Annotated in this window: 18 protein-coding genes; 7 read left to right on the forward strand and 11 right to left on the reverse strand. The window is 68.6% G+C overall.

From position 1 onward, the window contains the following. Position 1 precedes the first annotated feature (1 nt). The 4 genes from AC5Y30_RS18490 (at position 2) to AC5Y30_RS18505 (ending at position 3762) form a co-directional block, all read left to right on the forward strand. On the forward strand, positions 2–766 hold the full coding sequence (locus tag AC5Y30_RS18490; RefSeq protein WP_499920226.1) for an enoyl-CoA hydratase: 765 nt from the start codon (positions 2–4) through the stop codon (positions 764–766). A 10-nt stretch (positions 767–776) separates the two neighbouring features. Continuing rightward, a complete protein-coding gene (locus AC5Y30_RS18495; protein ID WP_499920108.1) occupies positions 777–1748 on the forward strand; it encodes a class I SAM-dependent methyltransferase in 972 nt (323 codons plus the stop codon). Positions 1749–1823: 75 nt separating this feature from the next. After that, the gene (locus tag AC5Y30_RS18500; RefSeq protein ID WP_499920227.1) at positions 1824–3008 is read left to right on the forward strand and encodes a class I SAM-dependent methyltransferase; all 1185 of its coding nucleotides are present in this window, start codon (positions 1824–1826) and stop codon (positions 3006–3008) included. Positions 3009–3078: 70 nt separating this feature from the next. Then, positions 3079–3762: an esterase gene (locus AC5Y30_RS18505; protein WP_499920109.1), complete on the forward strand. Its 684-nt coding sequence runs from the start codon at positions 3079–3081 to the stop codon at positions 3760–3762. A gap of 5 nt (positions 3763–3767) precedes the next feature. Here AC5Y30_RS18505 and AC5Y30_RS18510 read toward each other — a convergent pair whose 3' ends face one another. Further along, a complete protein-coding gene (locus AC5Y30_RS18510; RefSeq protein ID WP_499920228.1) occupies positions 3768–4160 on the reverse strand; it encodes a DUF6264 family protein in 393 nt (130 codons plus the stop codon). Between the two features lie 18 nt (positions 4161–4178). Then, a complete protein-coding gene (locus AC5Y30_RS18515; RefSeq protein ID WP_499920229.1) occupies positions 4179–5453 on the reverse strand; it encodes an outer membrane protein assembly factor BamB family protein in 1275 nt (424 codons plus the stop codon). Between the two features lie 184 nt (positions 5454–5637). On the opposite strand from AC5Y30_RS18515, the gene AC5Y30_RS18520 reads away from it, so the two are divergent. Next, positions 5638–6375 (forward strand): acyltransferase, encoded by a 738-nt coding sequence (locus AC5Y30_RS18520; RefSeq protein ID WP_499920110.1) that lies wholly within the window; start codon positions 5638–5640, stop codon positions 6373–6375. Here AC5Y30_RS18520 and AC5Y30_RS18525 read toward each other — a convergent pair. From AC5Y30_RS18525 to AC5Y30_RS18540, 4 genes are all read right to left on the reverse strand, one after another. Beyond that, entirely contained in the window at positions 6372–6923 is a 552-nt protein-coding gene (locus tag AC5Y30_RS18525) for an anti-apoptotic protein (RefSeq protein WP_499920111.1), read from the reverse strand. The genes AC5Y30_RS18520 and AC5Y30_RS18525 overlap by 4 nt on opposite strands. Positions 6924–7180: 257 nt before the next feature. After that, positions 7181–8509, reverse strand: coding sequence for a cryptochrome/photolyase family protein (locus tag AC5Y30_RS18530; protein ID WP_499920112.1), 1329 nt, complete (start codon positions 8507–8509; stop codon positions 7181–7183). Between the two features lie 3 nt (positions 8510–8512). Beyond that, positions 8513–8992, reverse strand: coding sequence for a TspO/MBR family protein (locus tag AC5Y30_RS18535; RefSeq protein ID WP_499920113.1), 480 nt, complete (start codon positions 8990–8992; stop codon positions 8513–8515). Then, complete coding sequence (locus tag AC5Y30_RS18540; protein ID WP_499920230.1) at positions 8989–11070, reverse strand: MMPL family transporter; 2082 nt, start codon at positions 11068–11070, stop codon at positions 8989–8991. The genes AC5Y30_RS18535 and AC5Y30_RS18540 overlap by 4 nt, the downstream gene beginning before the upstream one ends. A gap of 148 nt (positions 11071–11218) precedes the next feature. Here AC5Y30_RS18540 and fni point away from each other — a divergent pair, with 148 nt between their 5' ends. Both fni and AC5Y30_RS18550 read left to right on the forward strand, forming a co-directional pair. After that, the gene (fni, locus tag AC5Y30_RS18545) at positions 11219–12265 is read left to right on the forward strand and encodes a type 2 isopentenyl-diphosphate Delta-isomerase (RefSeq protein WP_499920114.1); all 1047 of its coding nucleotides are present in this window, start codon (positions 11219–11221) and stop codon (positions 12263–12265) included. A gap of 11 nt (positions 12266–12276) precedes the next feature. After that, positions 12277–13527 carry a glycosyltransferase gene (locus AC5Y30_RS18550; protein ID WP_499920115.1) on the forward strand — a complete coding sequence of 417 codons (1251 nt, stop codon included), beginning with the start codon at positions 12277–12279 and terminating at the stop codon, positions 13525–13527. Here the strand turns inward: AC5Y30_RS18550 and AC5Y30_RS18555 are convergent. The 5 genes from AC5Y30_RS18555 to AC5Y30_RS18575 form a co-directional block, all read right to left on the reverse strand. Beyond that, entirely contained in the window at positions 13524–14093 is a 570-nt protein-coding gene (locus tag AC5Y30_RS18555) for a MarR family winged helix-turn-helix transcriptional regulator (RefSeq protein ID WP_499920116.1), read from the reverse strand. The genes AC5Y30_RS18550 and AC5Y30_RS18555 overlap by 4 nt on opposite strands. A 188-nt stretch (positions 14094–14281) precedes the next feature. Further along, complete coding sequence (locus AC5Y30_RS18560; RefSeq protein WP_499920117.1) at positions 14282–14614, reverse strand: DUF3140 domain-containing protein; 333 nt, start codon at positions 14612–14614, stop codon at positions 14282–14284. Positions 14615–14641: 27 nt separating this feature from the next. After that, positions 14642–14857, reverse strand: coding sequence for a hypervirulence associated TUDOR domain-containing protein (locus AC5Y30_RS18565; protein WP_499920118.1), 216 nt, complete (start codon positions 14855–14857; stop codon positions 14642–14644). Further along, a complete protein-coding gene (locus tag AC5Y30_RS18570) occupies positions 14854–15291 on the reverse strand; it encodes a hypothetical protein (RefSeq protein WP_499920119.1) in 438 nt (145 codons plus the stop codon). Before AC5Y30_RS18570 ends, AC5Y30_RS18565 begins: the two co-directional genes overlap by 4 nt. Positions 15292–15603: 312 nt before the next feature. Then, positions 15604–15993, reverse strand: coding sequence for a DUF2784 family protein (locus AC5Y30_RS18575; protein WP_499920120.1), 390 nt, complete (start codon positions 15991–15993; stop codon positions 15604–15606). Positions 15994–16004 lie beyond the last annotated feature (11 nt).

Raw genomic sequence — 16004 nt, forward strand, 5'->3', positions numbered from 1 at the left:
AGTGAGCGAGTTCGTCAGCGTGGTGGTCAGCGACGGCTCGCAGGACGCCGGGCTGGCCATGTTGCTGCTGTCGCGCCCGCCGACGAACGCGATGACCCGCCAGGTCTATCGGGAGGTCATCGCGGCCGCCCACGAGCTGGGCCGGCGTGACGACGTGGCCGTGGTGATTCTTTTCGGCGGCCACGAGATCTTCTCCGCGGGTGACGACATGGCCGAGCTGCGGACGCTGCGGGGTTCCGAGGCGGAGAGCGTGGCACGGGTCCGCCAGCAAGCCGTCGACGCCGTGGCGGCGATCCCCAAACCGACCGTCGCCGCGATCACCGGCTACGCATTGGGCGCAGGGCTCACGCTGGCCCTGGCCGCCGACTGGCGGATCAGCGGAGACAACGTGAAGTTCGGGGCGACCGAAATACTGGCCGGCCTGATGCCCGGCGGCGACGCGATGGCGCGCCTGACCCGGGCGGCCGGCGCGAGCAAGGCCAAGGAGCTGGTGTTCAGCGGCCGCTTCTTCGACGCCGAGGAGGCGTTGGCGCTGGGCCTCATCGACGAAATGGTGGCCCCCGACGACGTGTACGACGCCGCCGCCGGCTGGGCGCGCCGCTTTCTCGATGGTCCGCGGCATGCGCTGGCCGCCGCCAAGGCCGGGATCAACGACGTTTTCGACCTGGAGCGTTCCGAGCGGCTCGCCGCCGAACGCCGGCGCTACATCGAGGTGTTCACTGCTGGTCAGGGCGGTGGCGGTGGGACGGATCCCGTCGGCCGTTAGGCTGCCCTTCATGACCAGTTCGACCGACGCCGTTCCGACGCCGCACGCCACCGCCGAGCAGGTGGAAGCCGCCCGGCACGACAGCAAGCTGGCCCAGGTCCTCTACCACGACTGGGAAGCCGAGACCTACGACGACAAGTGGTCGATCTCTTACGACCAGCGCTGCATCGACTACGCCCGGGGCCGCTTCGACGCCATCGTGCCCGACGAGGTACTGCGTGAGCTGCCCTACGACCGGGCGCTGGAATTGGGCTGTGGCACAGGGTTTTTCCTGCTCAACCTCATCCAATCCGGCGTCGCGCGGCGCGGATCGGTGACCGATCTTTCGCCGGGCATGGTCAAGGTCGCCACCCGCAACGGCCAGTCGCTGGGCCTCGACATCGACGGCCGGGTCGCCGACGCCGAGGGCATCCCGTACGAGGACAACACCTTCGACCTGGTCGTCGGGCACGCGGTGCTGCATCACATTCCCGACGTGGAGCTGTCGCTGCGCGAGGTGATCCGGGTGCTGCGCCCCGGTGGCCGGTTCGTCTTCGCCGGCGAGCCGACCAGCGCGGGCGACGTCTACGCCCGCGAGCTGTCGACCCTGACCTGGCGCATCGCCACCAACGTCACCAAGCTGCCCGGCCTGGGTTCCTGGCGGCGCCCGCAGGCCGAGCTCGACGAATCCTCCCGGGCTGCGGCGCTGGAGGCGATCGTCGACCTGCACACCTTCACTCCGGCTGACCTGGAGCGGATGGCCGGCAACGCCGGCGCCACCGAAGTTCGGACCGTCAGCGAAGAGTTCACCGCCGCGATGTTCGGCTGGCCGGTGCGCACCTTCGAGGCGTCGGTGCCGCCCGGGCGCCTGGGCTGGGGCTGGGCGAAATTCGCGTTCAACGGCTGGAAGACGCTGAGCTGGGTGGACGCCAACGTATGGCGCCGCGTGGTCCCGAAGGGCTGGTTTTACAACGTGATGGTGACCGGGGTCAAACCCTCCTGAATCCGTCTTTTCCAGGGCTGCGGTTCGGCCCGGCGACGATGCTTGCCGCGCAGCGGCGTGAGGAGGAGCCGGGCAATCAGGTTTAGCACCGACGACGTCGGCTATCTGCGGTCGCGCGCGGGTGCCGCGGCGCTTGCGGCGGTCGCCGAACTCGAACTGACCGACGCGACCCGGGTCGGCGACGTCGCTGCGGCGCGCGACCGATTCGGCGACCGGGCCGCGGTGCTGGTGGAGACGGTCCTGTTGCGCCGCCGCGCCGCGGACAAGCTGGGCGAGCTGGGCGTATCGGATTGGCTGTTCACCGACGAGGCGCTGCAGCAGGCCACCGCCGCGCCGGTGGCCTTGCACCGGGCCCGGCGGCTGGCCGGTGGCGGCAGCGGCGTCGTCGTGCACGATTCGACCTGTTCGATCGGCACCGAGCTCGCCGCGCTGAGGGCCTGCGGGATCGCCGCGGTGGGCAGCGATATCGATCCGGTGCGGGTGTCGATGGCGCGTCACAACGTGGGGGAGTCGGCGTGGATCTGCCGCGCCGACGCGCTGCTCCCGGTCACCCGCGACGCCGTGCTCGTCGTCGACCCGGCCCGGCGAGTCGAGGGTCGGCGCCGCCTGCGCATCGACGAATACCAGCCCGCATTGGGCTCGCTGCTCGACGCCTACCGCGGCCGGGAATTCGTCGTAAAGTGCGCTCCCGGAATCGATTTCGGTCAGGTGCGGCGTCTCGGCTTCGGTGGGGAGATCGAGGTGACGTCGTATCGTGCCTCGGTCCGGGAAGCCTGCCTGTGGTCGGCCGGACTCGCGCAGTCCGGTGTGGGCCGGCGGGCGAACCTGCTGGATCGCGGCGAGCAGCTCACCGACAACGACCCCGACGACTGCGGGGTACGGCCGGTGGGGCGATGGATCGTCGACCCCGACGGCGCCGTGGTGCGGGCCGGCCTGGTGCGCCACTACGGCGCGCGGCACGGACTGTGGCAGCTCGATCCCGACATCGCCTACCTCTCCGGCGATCGGCTGCCCGCGGCGGACCGCGGGTTCGAGGTGCTCGAGCAGCTGGTCTTCGACGAACGCCGGCTCCGGCAGGCGCTGTCGGCGCTCGACTGCGGGTCGCTGGAGGTCCTGGTGCGCGGGGTCCGGGTAGACCCGGACGCGTTGCGCAGCCGGATGCGGTTGCGCGGGAACCGGTCCCTGTCGGTCGTCATCGCCCGCATCGGTGCACGGACCTCCAGCCGGGCGATGGCATTCGTTTGCCGACCCTCCCGATAGCGACGGGTACGCTGGCGGCGTCACTTCTGCGGGTCACCGGCCCCGGCTAGTCTGCGAGGACACTTCCACGATGCGCTTTCTGATAGCCGCCGCGCTGGTCGCGGCGGCGGTCTTGGTTGGCTGGCCTGCCGCGGCCGAGCCGCCGTCGTGCGCCAGCCTGGGCGGCACCCTTGAGGCCGGCCAGATGTGCCGCCTGCGCGCCACCGGTCCCAACTACACCCTCAACCTGAGCTTTCCCGCCGACTATCCCGACGAACAGGCCCTGGCCGACTACATCACCCAGAACCGGGACGGCTTCGTCGCCGTCGCGCAGAGTTCCGGGGGGCGTGACCAGCCCTACCAGCTGGAGGCGACCACCGAGCAACACACCGCCGGGCAACCGCCGCACAACACCCGCAGCGTCGTGCTCAAGTTCTTCCAGGACGTCGGGGGAGCGCACTCGTCGATCTGGTACAAGTCGTTCAACTACAACCTCGGGACCAAGCAGCCCATCACCTTCGACAACCTCTTCCTGCCGGGCGCTTCGCCGCTGGACGCCATCTACCCGATCGTGCAGCGCGACCTGGGACGTCAAACCCCCTTGGGCGCCGCGGTTTTGCCGTCGACGGGACATGACCCGACGCACTATCAGAATTTCGCCATCACCGACGATCAGCTGATCTTCTACTTCGCCCCGGGCGAGATTCTGCCGGCGCTCGGCGGGCCGCTGCAGGCCCAGGTGCCGCGCAACGCCATCCCGCCGCTGGCGGTCTAGGGGGCTCAGACCGGCCCGGCCTGCAACTCCATCGCGACTGCGACGAGCGCCAGCGCCACCTGCGCGACACAACCGATCAGCGGGATGACGAAGGCCCGTCGTTGGCGCCGCGCCAGGAGATACCCGGCGACGACGATGTCGGCGACCAACAGGGCGGCCCCGCCCCAGGTGCCCAGCGTCATGGCCCGGTCGATCCAGGCGGGGTCGCCGCACTTACGAGACCCGCAGGCGTCGGTGGTCATCACGAGCAGGCCCAGCAGCGCAAAGCTCGCCGCGTACAGCCCGCCATGGATAACCAGCAGGACGGACGTCGCCACGATGTCGGCGGCGCTGCTCGGTGGGTTCCCAGTGGGGTTGGTTGTCGCGGCGCCTCGCGCGGCGGGCTCGTCGATCGGCACCATAGAGGTATGTCCGGGTCAGGCCGGGCCGAAACCGTAAACCTGGCCGTCGCTGGTGGCCGCCACCACCCGGCGATCCGTGCCGACCGACACCCCCACCGGATACCCGGTGGCCGCCGGCAGCGGGTAGCTGTCCAGCGTGCGGCCGCTGCCCGGATCGAAGAGCAGCAGCGACATGCCGGGGGCGCCGTTCGCCGGGGGCCCGCTGGCCACCGTGTAGCCGACGCCGGTACCGGCCAGGCTCGACGTCGACAGGGGCAGGACGTCGTCGCGGCGCCAGGCCTGATCGGCGTGATCACCGGCATCTTTGAACGCCACCAGCTTGGTGTCGGGGCCGCCGCCGGCCACGATCAATCCCTGCGGGGTAACCGAGGGCGGCGTCTGCGCCAAGAACCCCAGCGGCACCGACCATTTCACTTTCGCGTCGGCCGCGCGCAGCGCCCACAGCCGTTGGTCGCGGCCGTTGACATAGACGGTCGACCCGTCGGCCGACAACACCGGGCTGGCGATGACCCCGGCGCCCACCGCGTCGCTGGTCCATTCCCGGGTCAGCACCGGCGTCTGCCCGCGGTGGTACTTCAGCCCGACCAGACCCGCGGCGGGAGTGCCGGGCTGCCACACCCCCAGCACAGCCATCCCGGTGGCGGTCGAGAACGCCGGGGCGGCCGCGACGGGACAGCCCTGAAGGGCCGGCGCGCAATCGGCCAACCCGCGTGCTGCGTCGGTGGGGTCGACGCCATCGACCAGGTCGAGTGGGCTGCCGACCACCTGGCCGCGATGGGAGTCGAAGACGAGCACCTGACCGAGGTGGGTGGCCACGAGCAGGTCGCCTTGCCCGACGAATCGCGGCGTGGTGGGCATGCCGATCACCGGCTGGCGCCACCGCGTCCACTGGGTCACCGGGAAGGACAGGAACGCTCCGGGCTGGCCGACGTAGAGGTTGTCGAAACCGTCGAGCAGCGGGCCGGCGAACCCGCCGCCCTGGACCAGCCGCACGCACCAGCGTTGCCGCCCGTGGTCGTTGTTCTCCCACTCCATCAGCGAGCATCCGGCCGAGGTCTGGGCGTTGAGGGCCAGGTAGCCGCGCGCGCTGAGCGCCGGTCCGGCGGCCAGGCTCCCCTTCACCGACCGGGTCCACTCCAGCGAGAGCTTCGTGGCGCCGCCCGTGGCGGTGTAGCTGCTGTTGGCCGCGTCGGCGTACTGCGCCGGCCAGCCCTGCGCGGCCGAGGCGTCGACCCAGGAGTCGGTATTGCCGCAGGCGCCGAGCAGGACCGCGAGCGCGGCCGCCAACACTACCGACGACCAACGCCGGGGCCCACTGACGAGTTGTCGGGCAAGCACCTTCGGTTTTCCAAATCCTTCTAGGGAGGCGGGCCGCTCGCGCGCAGACCCGGCCGTTCGGCGGCAATCGAGTACAGGTGAGGGTAACCCGTGGCGGTTCGCGGGCTCGTATATGACCGAGTTAGGCTGTCCGGCCATGACGAGCATGTGGGGTGCCCCGGTCCATCGCCGCTGGCGTGGATCGAACCTCCGGGACCCGCGCCAGGCCAAGTTCCTCACGCTGGCCTCGCTGAAATGGGTGCTGCGCAACCGCGCATATACGCCGTGGTACCTGGTGCGCTATTGGCGGCTGCTGAAGTTCAAACTGGCCAACCCGCACATCATCACCCGCGGCATGGTGTTTCTCGGCAAGGGCGTGGAGATCCACGCGACGCCCGAACTCTCGCAGCTCGAGATCGGCCGGTGGGTGCACATCGGCGACAAGAACACCATCCGCGCGCATGAGGGCTCGCTGCGGTTCGGCGACAAGGTGGTGCTGGGTCGCGACAACGTCATCAACGCCTACCTCGACATCGAGCTCGGTGACTCGGTGTTGATGGCCGACTGGTGCTACGTCTGCGATTTCGACCACCGCATGGACAACATCGACATGCCGATCAAGGACCAGGGCATCGTCAAGTCCCCGGTCCGGATCGGCCCGGACACCTGGGTGGGCGTGAAGGTATCGGTGCTGCGCGGCACGTCGGTCGGACGGGGTTGCGTGCTGGGGTCCCACGCGGTGGTCCGCGGGGTGATCCCGGACTACTCCATCGCGGTCGGCGCGCCGGCGAAGGTGGTCAAGAACCGCCAGCTCGCCTGGGAGAGTTCGGCCGCGCAACGCGCCGAACTGGCCGCCGCGCTGGCCGACATCGAACGCAAGAAGGCCGCCCGCTAGCCTGCGGCCTGCGGCTGCTCGTCGACCTTGAAGTGGAAGTTGACGTCGCCGGCGTCGACGTCCGTCACGGTCACCTGCACGCCGTACTTGTCATTGCCGTCCGTGAGCTGACACCGTAACGTCGCTCCCGCAACGCCTTTCAAGTTGTCGGGGCAGGTGACCGCATCCGGCTTTCTGCCCACCTGCTGGCCCACCTGGGTGCTGATCGCGTTGGCGACCTGGTTCTTGTCGACGGTCTCCACCATGTCGAACTTGACGTCGTTCCCGTCGACGCTGGTCACCGTGACGTTGACGTTGAAGGGCCGGCCTTTGACCTTCATGTCGCAGTTGATCTGCGCCCCGACCTTCCCGGGCAGGTCGCTTGGGCAGTTCACCGACTCGGGTTTGTTGCCGGCCGCGTCGGTCATCTTGGCGGTGATCTGGCCGGCGACATCGCTCTTGCTCACCGAGCGCGAGGTCCCGACGGAACACGAACAGGCGCCGATGCTCGCGATGAGACCGGCGGCCGCGCCCGAGACGAGCAGCGTCCGGATGGTGAAGTTGGTCATTGTCGCCTCCCGAGTGACGGTGAATTGGCTGATCCTGTCACGCCCGATCGGCCTGCGGACGACGATTCAGCAAACGCCTGGGAGCCGGTCCGCCCGTTGCTGAGATCCGGACCACCAAACGCCACTCAGACCACATCTGTAACGTCAGCCCACCACAAACCGCTTTTCGACCCATTGAGTGCGGGCGCTAGCGAATCCAACCGGGCGCACATCAGTTCGCGGAGAGGGCGTTCGGGCCGAGATGGCGAATATCGCGGTCAGATGCCCTGATAGCGCCGCAGCGCCTCGGTGCGCTCGGCGGCGTGGTCGACGATCGGCGCCGGGTAGCCGTCCGGGCGCTCGCCCTTGCGCAGGTGTACGTCGACGGAAGAGCGCAGTTCGGGTACCCAGCGCCGAATGTAATCGCCCGACGGGTCGAACTTCTCGCCCTGTGTGGTCGGGTTGAATATCCGGAAATAGGGCGCTGCGTCGGTACCGCAGCCCGCGCACCACTGCCAGCCGTGCTGGTTGTTCGCCATGTCGCCGTCCACCAGCTGGTCCAGGAACCATTCGGCGCCCCATTGCCACGGCAGATGCAGGTCCTTGACCAGAAACGAGGCCACGATCATTCGCACCCGGTTGTGCATGAAGCCGGTGTCGCGCAGCTGGCGCATCCCGGCGTCGACGAAGGGAAAACCCGTCTCGCCCGCCTTCCACGCCTCGAAGCGACGTTTGGCCTCGGCGCCGGTGTCGGTCTGGATGCCGTCGAAATCGCGGTTCCAGTTGCGCCAGCTGCTGGCCGGCCAGTGGTGCAGCACGTCGGCGTAGAAGTCGCGGAAGGCCAACTCCCGCAGAAAAGCTTGCGCCCCGTCGCCGCGCAGGTCCAGGCCGGCGACCAGGGTGCGCGGATGAATGGCGCCGAACTTCAGGTGCGCCGACATGCGGCTGGTGCCGGTCAGGTCCGGCCTGTTGCGGTCCGTGGCGTAACTCCGTAACCCGTTGTCGACAAACGACTTCCACTGTTTGCGCGCCGCAGCCTCGCCCGCCGCGACCTCGAGGGCGATCCCGGGATCGGGGATCTCGCACTGCTTGATCCGCAGCTGCGCCGGATCCAGCCAGCGTGCGGAGTTTGCGTCCGACTTCGCCGGTTCGCGCCAGCCGGTTCTCTGCCACTGACGCAGAAACGGGGTGAACACCTTGTAGGGCGAGCCGTCCGGCTTGGTGACGCGGCCCGGTGAGACCAGGTACGGCGATCCCGTCGCAACCAGCGGCACCGAATCCAGCGCGGCGCGCACCCGCTCGTCACGGCGCTTGCCGAAGGGTGCGAAGTCTTCGGAGATGTGCACCGAAGACGCGCCGATCTCCTTGGCGATGCGCGATATCTGGGTGTGGGGCTGCCCGCGGACGATCAGCAGCCGGCCGTCGAGGTCGTCGCGCAGCCGTCGCAGCGAGTCACCCAGGTATTGCAGCCGTCGTTGTCCCGAGGACTTCTCGAGGCGCGGGTCGAGCACGAAGCAGGCGAGCACCTCATCGTTGTCGGCCGCGGCGACGAGCGCGGGATGGTCACGCAACCGCAGATCGCGGCGAAACCACAACAATGCCGGCATGATCTACCGGTTGAGTCGCCAGATGTGCGTGGACAGGATGGTCGCGAAACCACACCACAGCGGGTAGGGCAGCAATGCCAGCCCGCCGCGCGGCGTGGCCTGGGCCGTGCGCCTGACCAGATCGGCGCTGCTGACCGTCAGCGCCGCGGCGCCGACTGCGGATGCGCCGAGCTTGTGGTAGCCGAAGAACAGCCAACTCCATCCGGCGTTGAGGAGCAGGTTCGCCGCGAGCGCCACGGTGTAGTCGCGCGCCTTGTCATGGCGCCCGGTCGCACGAAACCGATCGATGGTCACCGCCGACGTGGCCGCGATGTCCCCGTAGAGCGCGGTCCACACGGTGGGGAACGCCGCGCGCGGCGGCTGATAGGGCGGCTTGCGAAGCCGCGCATACCACCGGGGAATGGCGTTGCTGCTCGCGATGCTCCCGCTGCCGGCGGCTGCGGCGACGGCCAGGCTGGTCGCCACCAGTATCGACCTGTTCACGGTGTGCTCCGTTCTGGTTGTTTCCGGTCAGCTTGTTGCTCAACGGATTTGGCGGCTGGGCTGGTAGGCCACCAGATGCGGTCGCCGATGAGTGCGAACAGGGCCGGGATGACCAGCGTTCGCACCACGAACGTGTCGAGCAGGATTCCCAGGCCCACGATGATCCCCAATTGGGTCAGGACGATCAGTGGCAACACTCCGAGAACGCAGAACACCGCCGCCAAAACGATTCCCGCGCTGGTGATTACGCCTCCGGTGGCCGACACCGCGCGCACCATCCCCGCGCGGGCACCATGCGGTGCGGCTTCCTCGCGGGCCCGGGTGACCAAGAAAATCGTGTAGTCCACCCCGAGGGCCGCCAGGAAAAGGAACGCGAACAACGGTGTGGTGTTGTCCAGGGCCGGGAAGCCGAAGACGTGCACGCTCGCCCAGCCGCCCAGGCCCAGCGCGGCCAGCGCACCCAGAATCGTTGCGGCCAGCAGTGTCGGCGGGGCCAGCGCCGACCGCAGCAGCAGGTAAAGAACGATGAGGATGACGGCCAGGATCGCCGGGATCAGCAGCACCCGGTCATGCGTGGCCGCGTCGCGAACGTCCAGGGCCTGCGCGTCGGCGCCGCCGACGAGCGCGTGGGGGTCGGCGGCCCGTGTCGAATCTCGCAGCGCCGCAACGATGCTGAATGCCCGCGTCGACGACGGCGGTGCGTCGATGACCACCGACCACTTCGTCAGCCCGGATGCGGATCGGCCGGATTCGGTCACCGACACCACGCCGGGTGTGGCCGCGATCGCCCGCTGCACCGGTGCCGCGTGATCGCTGCGGCCGATGACCAGTGTCGGGCTCACCAGGCCGGCCGGAAAGTGTTCGGCCACAACGTCATACCCGGTCACCGAGTCGGCGCGGATGCGGAACTGCTCAGTCTGCGACAAGCCGATCCGGGTTCCCAACAAGCCGGTGCCAAGGGCCGCCAGCACCGCGATCGCGACAGCCGCGACCAGTGCGGGTCGCCGGCCGACCCAGTCCGCGACGCGATGCCAGCCGCCGGAACCCAAGGTTTCGTCGCCTCCGGGCCGCGGGATGAACGGCCAAAACAATCGCCGGCCGCACACGGCCAGCATGGGCGGCAGTATCACCAGCACCGAAAGCGCGGCGAACACCAGGCCGCACGCCGCCAACGCGCCCAGGCTGCGGGTGCTCGGCGTGGACGCGAAGAGCAGGGTGAGCAGCGCCAGCACCACGGTGGCGTTGCTGGCGACGATGGCCGGGCCCGCCCTGCGGACGGCCTCGCGCAACGCCGCGCGATGGCTCCTATGGCGCCGGAGCTCTTGGCGATATCGAGAAATCAGCAACAGCGCGTAATTGGTGCCGGCGCCGAAAACCAGCACGCTGGTGATCCCGGATGTGGCACCGTCGAAGCTCAACCCGGTCAGCGAGGCCACCGCGGTGCCTACCGCCGCGGCCACCCGATCGGCGAATCCGACCACGAGCAGCGGGACCAGCCACAGCACCGGGGAGCGGTAGGTGGCGATCAGCAGCAGCGCCACCACCGCCGTCGTCACCGCGAGCAAGGTGATGTTGGCGCCCGCGAACGCGCCGGCGATGTCGGCGCCGAACGCCGGGCCGCCCGTCACGTGAGCCTGCAGGTCCGCGGGCAGACCGTCGGCCGCGGCCGTGCGCAGCGCGGCGACGGCGTCGCCCAGGGCAAGCCCGGACAAGCCGGCGCTGATCGACACGACTCCGAGGGCGGCTTTTCCGTCCCGCGACGGCAGCACCGGTCCGGGCCGGGCCGCCCGGACTCGGTTCACAGCGGTCTGGGCGCCGGCGATGTCGGACAGGCTGAGGACCCCGCCGTCCGTGCGGCTCACCACCACGATCAGCGGGGCTTTGTCGCCCCCCGGAAATTGCCGGGCCAGGGCGTCGACCTGCGCCGATTGCGCATCGACTGGAAGTGACTGCGGCGATTGGCCGGCCGCGGCATTGCCGCCGACGAGAAGGATGAATGCGACCCCCAGCAGGACCGTGACAAGCGCGAGCGGCCATGAGCGCCGGCCCGTCACTGCGGTGGCCACGCAATCCCACATCACGGACACAAGCCTTTCAGTTTGTTAAACATTAATCAACTGAAATGACGCACCGGCACGCGCCAGCGCCTGCGGTGCGTAACAGGGGGCACTATGGACATTATGAATGTGGGTCAGGAGCAGTGTCGGATGCGAGGGGGTAGCTGCGATGACCGCTGACCGGGGGGAGATGACGAGCCGCAAGAGGCGGCACATCGACGTGTGCCTGAACGAACCGGTCGGCTACGAGGGCCTCAGCACCGGGCTGGATCGCTACCGATTGCCCTACAACGCCCTGACCCAGACGAATCTGGGCGACATCGACTTGTCCACCAGCTTTTTCGGCGTCAACCTGCGGTCTCCGATACTCATCGGTGCGATGACCGGGGGCGCCGAGCTGTCCCGGACGATCAACCGCAATCTTTCCGCGGCCGCCCAACAGCTGGGCCTGGGGATGATGCTCGGTTCGCAGCGGATCATGCTGGACAGCGCGCTGGGGGAGCACGCCGCGGAAAGCTTCACGGTGCGCGATGTCGCCCCGGATGTCTTGCTGTTCGGCAACATCGGCCTGGCTCAACTGACGAAGTCCGCGGTGCCGGATCTGGCGAAGGCCCTCGACCGGGTGGGCGCCGATGCGCTTGCCGTGCATACCAATCCGCTGCAGGAAGCGGTGCAGCGCGACGGCGATACGGATTTCTCCGGGTCGCTGAACAGGCTGCGCGAGGTGGCCGACGCCATTGACCGTCCGGTGCTGCTCAAGGAGGTCGGGCACGGGATAGGTGGTGCGGCGGCCGCTGAGCTCATCGGCGCTGAAGGCGAATTGCCGGTCGCCGGAATCGACGTCGCGGGTGCCGGTGGCACGTCGTGGTCGCGGGTCGAGCAGTTCGTGCGATACGGCGAACTGCGCTATCCGGACCTGGCGGATTGGGGTATCCCGACCGCGCGCGCGATCGTGGAGGTGCGCGAGGTCCTGCCGGCGGTTCCGTTGGTGGCGTCCGGCGGCATACGCACCGGTATGGATGCGGCCAAGGCGATCGCGCTGGGCGCCGATGTGGTGGCGGTGGCGCGGCCGCTGCTGCCCGCCGCGATCGAATCGACTGCCGCCGTGGTCGATTGGCTGCAGCCTTTCATCGACGAGCTTAGGATCTGCCTGCACGGCTGTGGTGCCGCGAAGCTGGCCGACCTGCGCGACGTCGACCTCGTCGGCATCGACTAGGTACCCGCGACGTGGCCGTCATCCTGGCGTACGGGTCGCCTGCCTTGGGGCATCTGTTGCCGACCGGGGCGCTGCTGGCCGAGCTGGCGCGGCGCGGCCACGACGTTCATCTGCGCACCATGTCGGCCGGCGTCTCGACGATGCGGTCGGCAGGCGTGCACGCCGAGCCGGTCGACCCGGCCATCGAAGTGATTGTCGGCAACGACTGGGAGGCGCGAAACGCTCTGGGAGTGCTCAAGTTGTCGATCGACGTGCTGTGCCGGCGAGCGGTGCTGGAGGTCGACGACTTTCGGCGCGCGTTGGACGCGATCCGGCCGGATGTGCTCATCGTGGATGCGAACTGCTGGGGGGCTTTGTCGGTCGCGGACGCCGGGAGCATTCCGTGGCTGCTCTTCTCGCCGTTCACCCCCTACCTGCGCTCCCGTGGAGTGCCACCGTTCGGTCCCGGAATGCGCCCGCTACCCGGCCTTGCCGGTGGCATCCGCGACGCCGGGCTGCGACCGATCGTCCGGCACGTGTTCGACCGGCCAATGTTGCCCCGTATCAACGCCATTCGTGCTGGGCTGGGTGTGCCGCCGGTGACATCGGTGGACGGCTTCATCCGGCGCGCCCCACTGGTATTGGCCGTCGGCGGCGAGCCGTTCGAATACCCGCATCCCGGGTGGGCCGGCCTGGTGCACCACATCGGCGCCTGCGTGTTCGAGCCGGCGCCTACGGCAACACCGGAGTGGATCGACGCCATCGATCGTCCGATGGTGTTGGTGAACACCTCCTCGCTGCGGCAGGCCGACGAGATTCTCGGACGAACCGCCTTGCGCGCGCTGGCCGACGAGGACGTTCATGTGGTGGCGACGTTCCCCGCCGGTGTACCCACCGATCTGCCCCGGCCGGCGAATGCCACCGTGTGCGAATTCGTGCCGCACGCGGCCATACTCGACAAGGCCAGTTGCGCGATCACACACGGGGGGATGGGCACGACGCTCAAGGCCCTCGATCGCGGCGTGCCGGTCTGCGTCGTGCCCTTCGCCCGCGACCAGGCCGAGGTGGCGCGGCGAGTGGAGGTCGCCCGGTGCGGTACCCGCCTGGTCGCTAAGAGGATCACCGCGGCGCGGCTGCGGGCGAAGGTGTGCGAGGCGATGACGATGGTCGACGGCGCGCGCCGGGTGGCCGCCGGATTCGCCGCAACCGGAGGCGTTGGCCGCGGTGCCGACCTGGTCGAGCAGCGGCTACTGGGCCGCGTTGTCGAGGGGCCGGTTCACTAGTCGCCGCGTTTCGCCGGACCGCGACGGCCTTTCGCCGTCGGGCGCTTCGCCTCGGCGGCCGGCACTTTGGAACTTGCTGCGGCAAGCCGAGATTCGAAGCCGGCCATCGCCTCGATCATCGAGGCGAACACCCGATGTGCCGCGGCCAGGTCGCGATCGGGAAGATGGGCCAACGCAGTATGTAGTTCGGCGCCAAGGGGAGTGAAGAACGACCGGGCCAGGGCCATCCCGGGCTTCTCGTAGCGCAGCAGGGTCTTGCGCCGGTCCTGAGGGTCGGGTTCGCGCCGGACGTGGCCGGCGTCGATCATGCGATCGACGAGATAGGTGATGGCGGCCGGTGACACGTCCATGCGCCGCCGCAGCTGCGCGGCGGTCAACGGTTCGCCGGCGGTTTCGGCAACCATGATGTGCAGCAAGGCGTGGAAGTCAGTGCCGCTGACATCGTTTTGGCGGGCGAAGTGCCGGCCGATGCGGTCGGACTGCGCGGTGATCGCGCGCATGTCGGCCGACATCAATTTCTCGAGTTCGGCCCGGTCTAATCGCCGGTCAGCGGCGCGCTTGGTCACTTACCCGCATCCTTCTTGAAAGATACGCCGGCCAGCGTATCGGCGGCCGTTGATCGCGGCCGCCGAAACGCTCGGGCGTTTGTCCTTTGTAGCCCATTTCGGGTACACGCTGAGTGCAAACACGCCCGCAGCGTGCGCGGTGCAATCGATGGCCCTCAGCCTACGGCACCCCCAACCAGCAGGGGCTATCAGGACTTCGCCGGGTCGTGGCCCCAGTTCATCAACGAGTATCGCCACGGGCTCTCGTCGATCTCTCCGTGCGGACGCTGCGCCAGGTGGCGTTTGGCGTAGCCGACCACCTTTCGCATGTGGGCATAGTCGGCGTCGGTGAGGTCGGCACGTTTCGCCTTGAGGATCTGAACGATGTGCCGGCCACTGGCGTGGCCGGTGGACTCGTCACCGCCCTGCTTTTGCCCAACGCTCTTCGATTCCTCGGTGCAGAGCCACTTCTCCAGCTCGCGTGCGGTCATGTTGACGGTGTCCTGGAAGCGTTCCCAGGTGGTTCCTTTGTCGTCGGTCATGCTGAGTCCTGATCCTGTTGACGCGCATCACTTTGCGCGGCGTAGTGCGTCCGGCTTGTGGACCGCGTCGGCACCCGTCTTGTCGCTGCGCACCTTGTACTGCGGCTCGTCTTTGGAAGCCCGCACCGTGCGACCGGCGGCTTCGGTGTCGGAGGTGATTTTGGCCTCGACAGTGCCGCGGACCGTGGTGCCGTGACTTTGCCACTCCACCTTGTCGCCCTTGTTGAATTCATTGCTGCTCATAGGGATTCACCTTTCGCCGATTCATCACTGGGGGACGCGGTGTGCGCCGGATTGCCGACGGTGCGCCGTCGCTCCTTCAAGGCCATCTCGTGAACGTGGCGGCGACCGTTGGCGAGTCGGGTTCGGACCAGCCGCTCGGTCTCTTCGAAACAGCGGTAGTAACCGTCGTCATACTCCTCGACTACCTGGAAGCTCCACCGGCCCGGCAGGACGTTGCGCCCGATCAGCTCGCGGCTGATGTGCTCGGCCAGGTCGCCCTGGCCGATTTCGTTCAGCCGCGCCACGGCCTCGTCGAGTTGCAGGTCGGCGCGACCGGTCAGCTGATGGAAGGAATACAGATGTCCGCGGGCGCGCTCGACGGTTTCCAGCGCCTCGGTCACTCGTCCTACCGCCTGCGCAACGCCGTCGATCTCGGTGCCGGCCCCGTCGCTCATCACGTTCCTCCCCGCGTAGAGCTATGGCATTCCCTGCGCAGGCGGGCCCGAATCCTCGATACGGCGATTCAGTAAATGAATAGTTAAGTTTTCAGAAGGGTGGAGAGCCGCGTGGCGGTTTGAATGGGTGCGCGGTGGGTATCAGGTCTGGCGATGACTGTGCTCGAGACTTCCCGGCGCCTGGGGCGTGCGGAGCGGAAGATGTTGCGCCTGCAACGACGTTTGTGGCTCGCGCAGCTGGCGATGTGGCCCGCCCTGATCGTGCTGGCGGTCCTGCTGGTGGGTGGTGTGCTGTGGGCGGTGCGGCGGCGGTCAACCGGCGGTCGGCATGCCGCGGCACCCGCGGCCGGTTACCCGGCGGCCGAATACACCCCATGAGATGGCGGCGGCGGTGAACGCGAGCGCCTGCGCAGCGCCCACGCGCCCGGGCGGCACGAAACGTCCCGTCACATAACGGTCGACGAATCCGGACGTGGGTAGCGGATCCATATCCGCGCGACGGCGGGCCCACGATTCCACGGACGTCAGTGGGCAGCGCAGCACGAACACCACCACCGCGACGCCCCAGGCCACCGCCGGCACGTGCAGCGCGATGGACCTGGGCCGGCGCAACGCGAGGAAACCACCGCACGGCACGTACAGCAGGTAGGCCAAATGAACGCCGACGGTCACCGCGACCACGGCGACGTAGAGCTTGCGCACGCTGGGAATTC

It is taken from the genome of Mycobacterium sp. NGS27 (assembly GCF_059813005.1).

Bases quoted from the DNA above. Each gene is read 5' to 3' on its own strand.
- AC5Y30_RS18495 (WP_499920108.1), top strand. From the start codon at position 777: ATGACCAGTTCGACCGACGCCGTTCCGACGCCGCACGCCACCGCCGAG.
- AC5Y30_RS18505 (WP_499920109.1), top strand. From the start codon at position 3,079: ATGCGCTTTCTGATAGCCGCCGCGCTGGTCGCGGCGGCGGTCTTGGTT.
- AC5Y30_RS18520 (WP_499920110.1), top strand. From the start codon at position 5,638: ATGACGAGCATGTGGGGTGCCCCGGTCCATCGCCGCTGGCGTGGATCG.
- AC5Y30_RS18525 (WP_499920111.1), bottom strand. From the start codon at position 6,923: ATGACCAACTTCACCATCCGGACGCTGCTCGTCTCGGGCGCGGCCGCC.
- AC5Y30_RS18530 (WP_499920112.1), bottom strand. From the start codon at position 8,509: ATGCCGGCATTGTTGTGGTTTCGCCGCGATCTGCGGTTGCGTGACCAT.
- AC5Y30_RS18540 (WP_499920230.1), bottom strand. From the start codon at position 11,070: ATGTGGGATTGCGTGGCCACCGCAGTGACGGGCCGGCGCTCATGGCCG.
- fni (WP_499920114.1), top strand. From the start codon at position 11,219: ATGACCGCTGACCGGGGGGAGATGACGAGCCGCAAGAGGCGGCACATC.
- AC5Y30_RS18560 (WP_499920117.1), bottom strand. From the start codon at position 14,614: ATGACCGACGACAAAGGAACCACCTGGGAACGCTTCCAGGACACCGTC.
- AC5Y30_RS18565 (WP_499920118.1), bottom strand. From the start codon at position 14,857: ATGAGCAGCAATGAATTCAACAAGGGCGACAAGGTGGAGTGGCAAAGT.
- AC5Y30_RS18570 (WP_499920119.1), bottom strand. From the start codon at position 15,291: ATGAGCGACGGGGCCGGCACCGAGATCGACGGCGTTGCGCAGGCGGTA.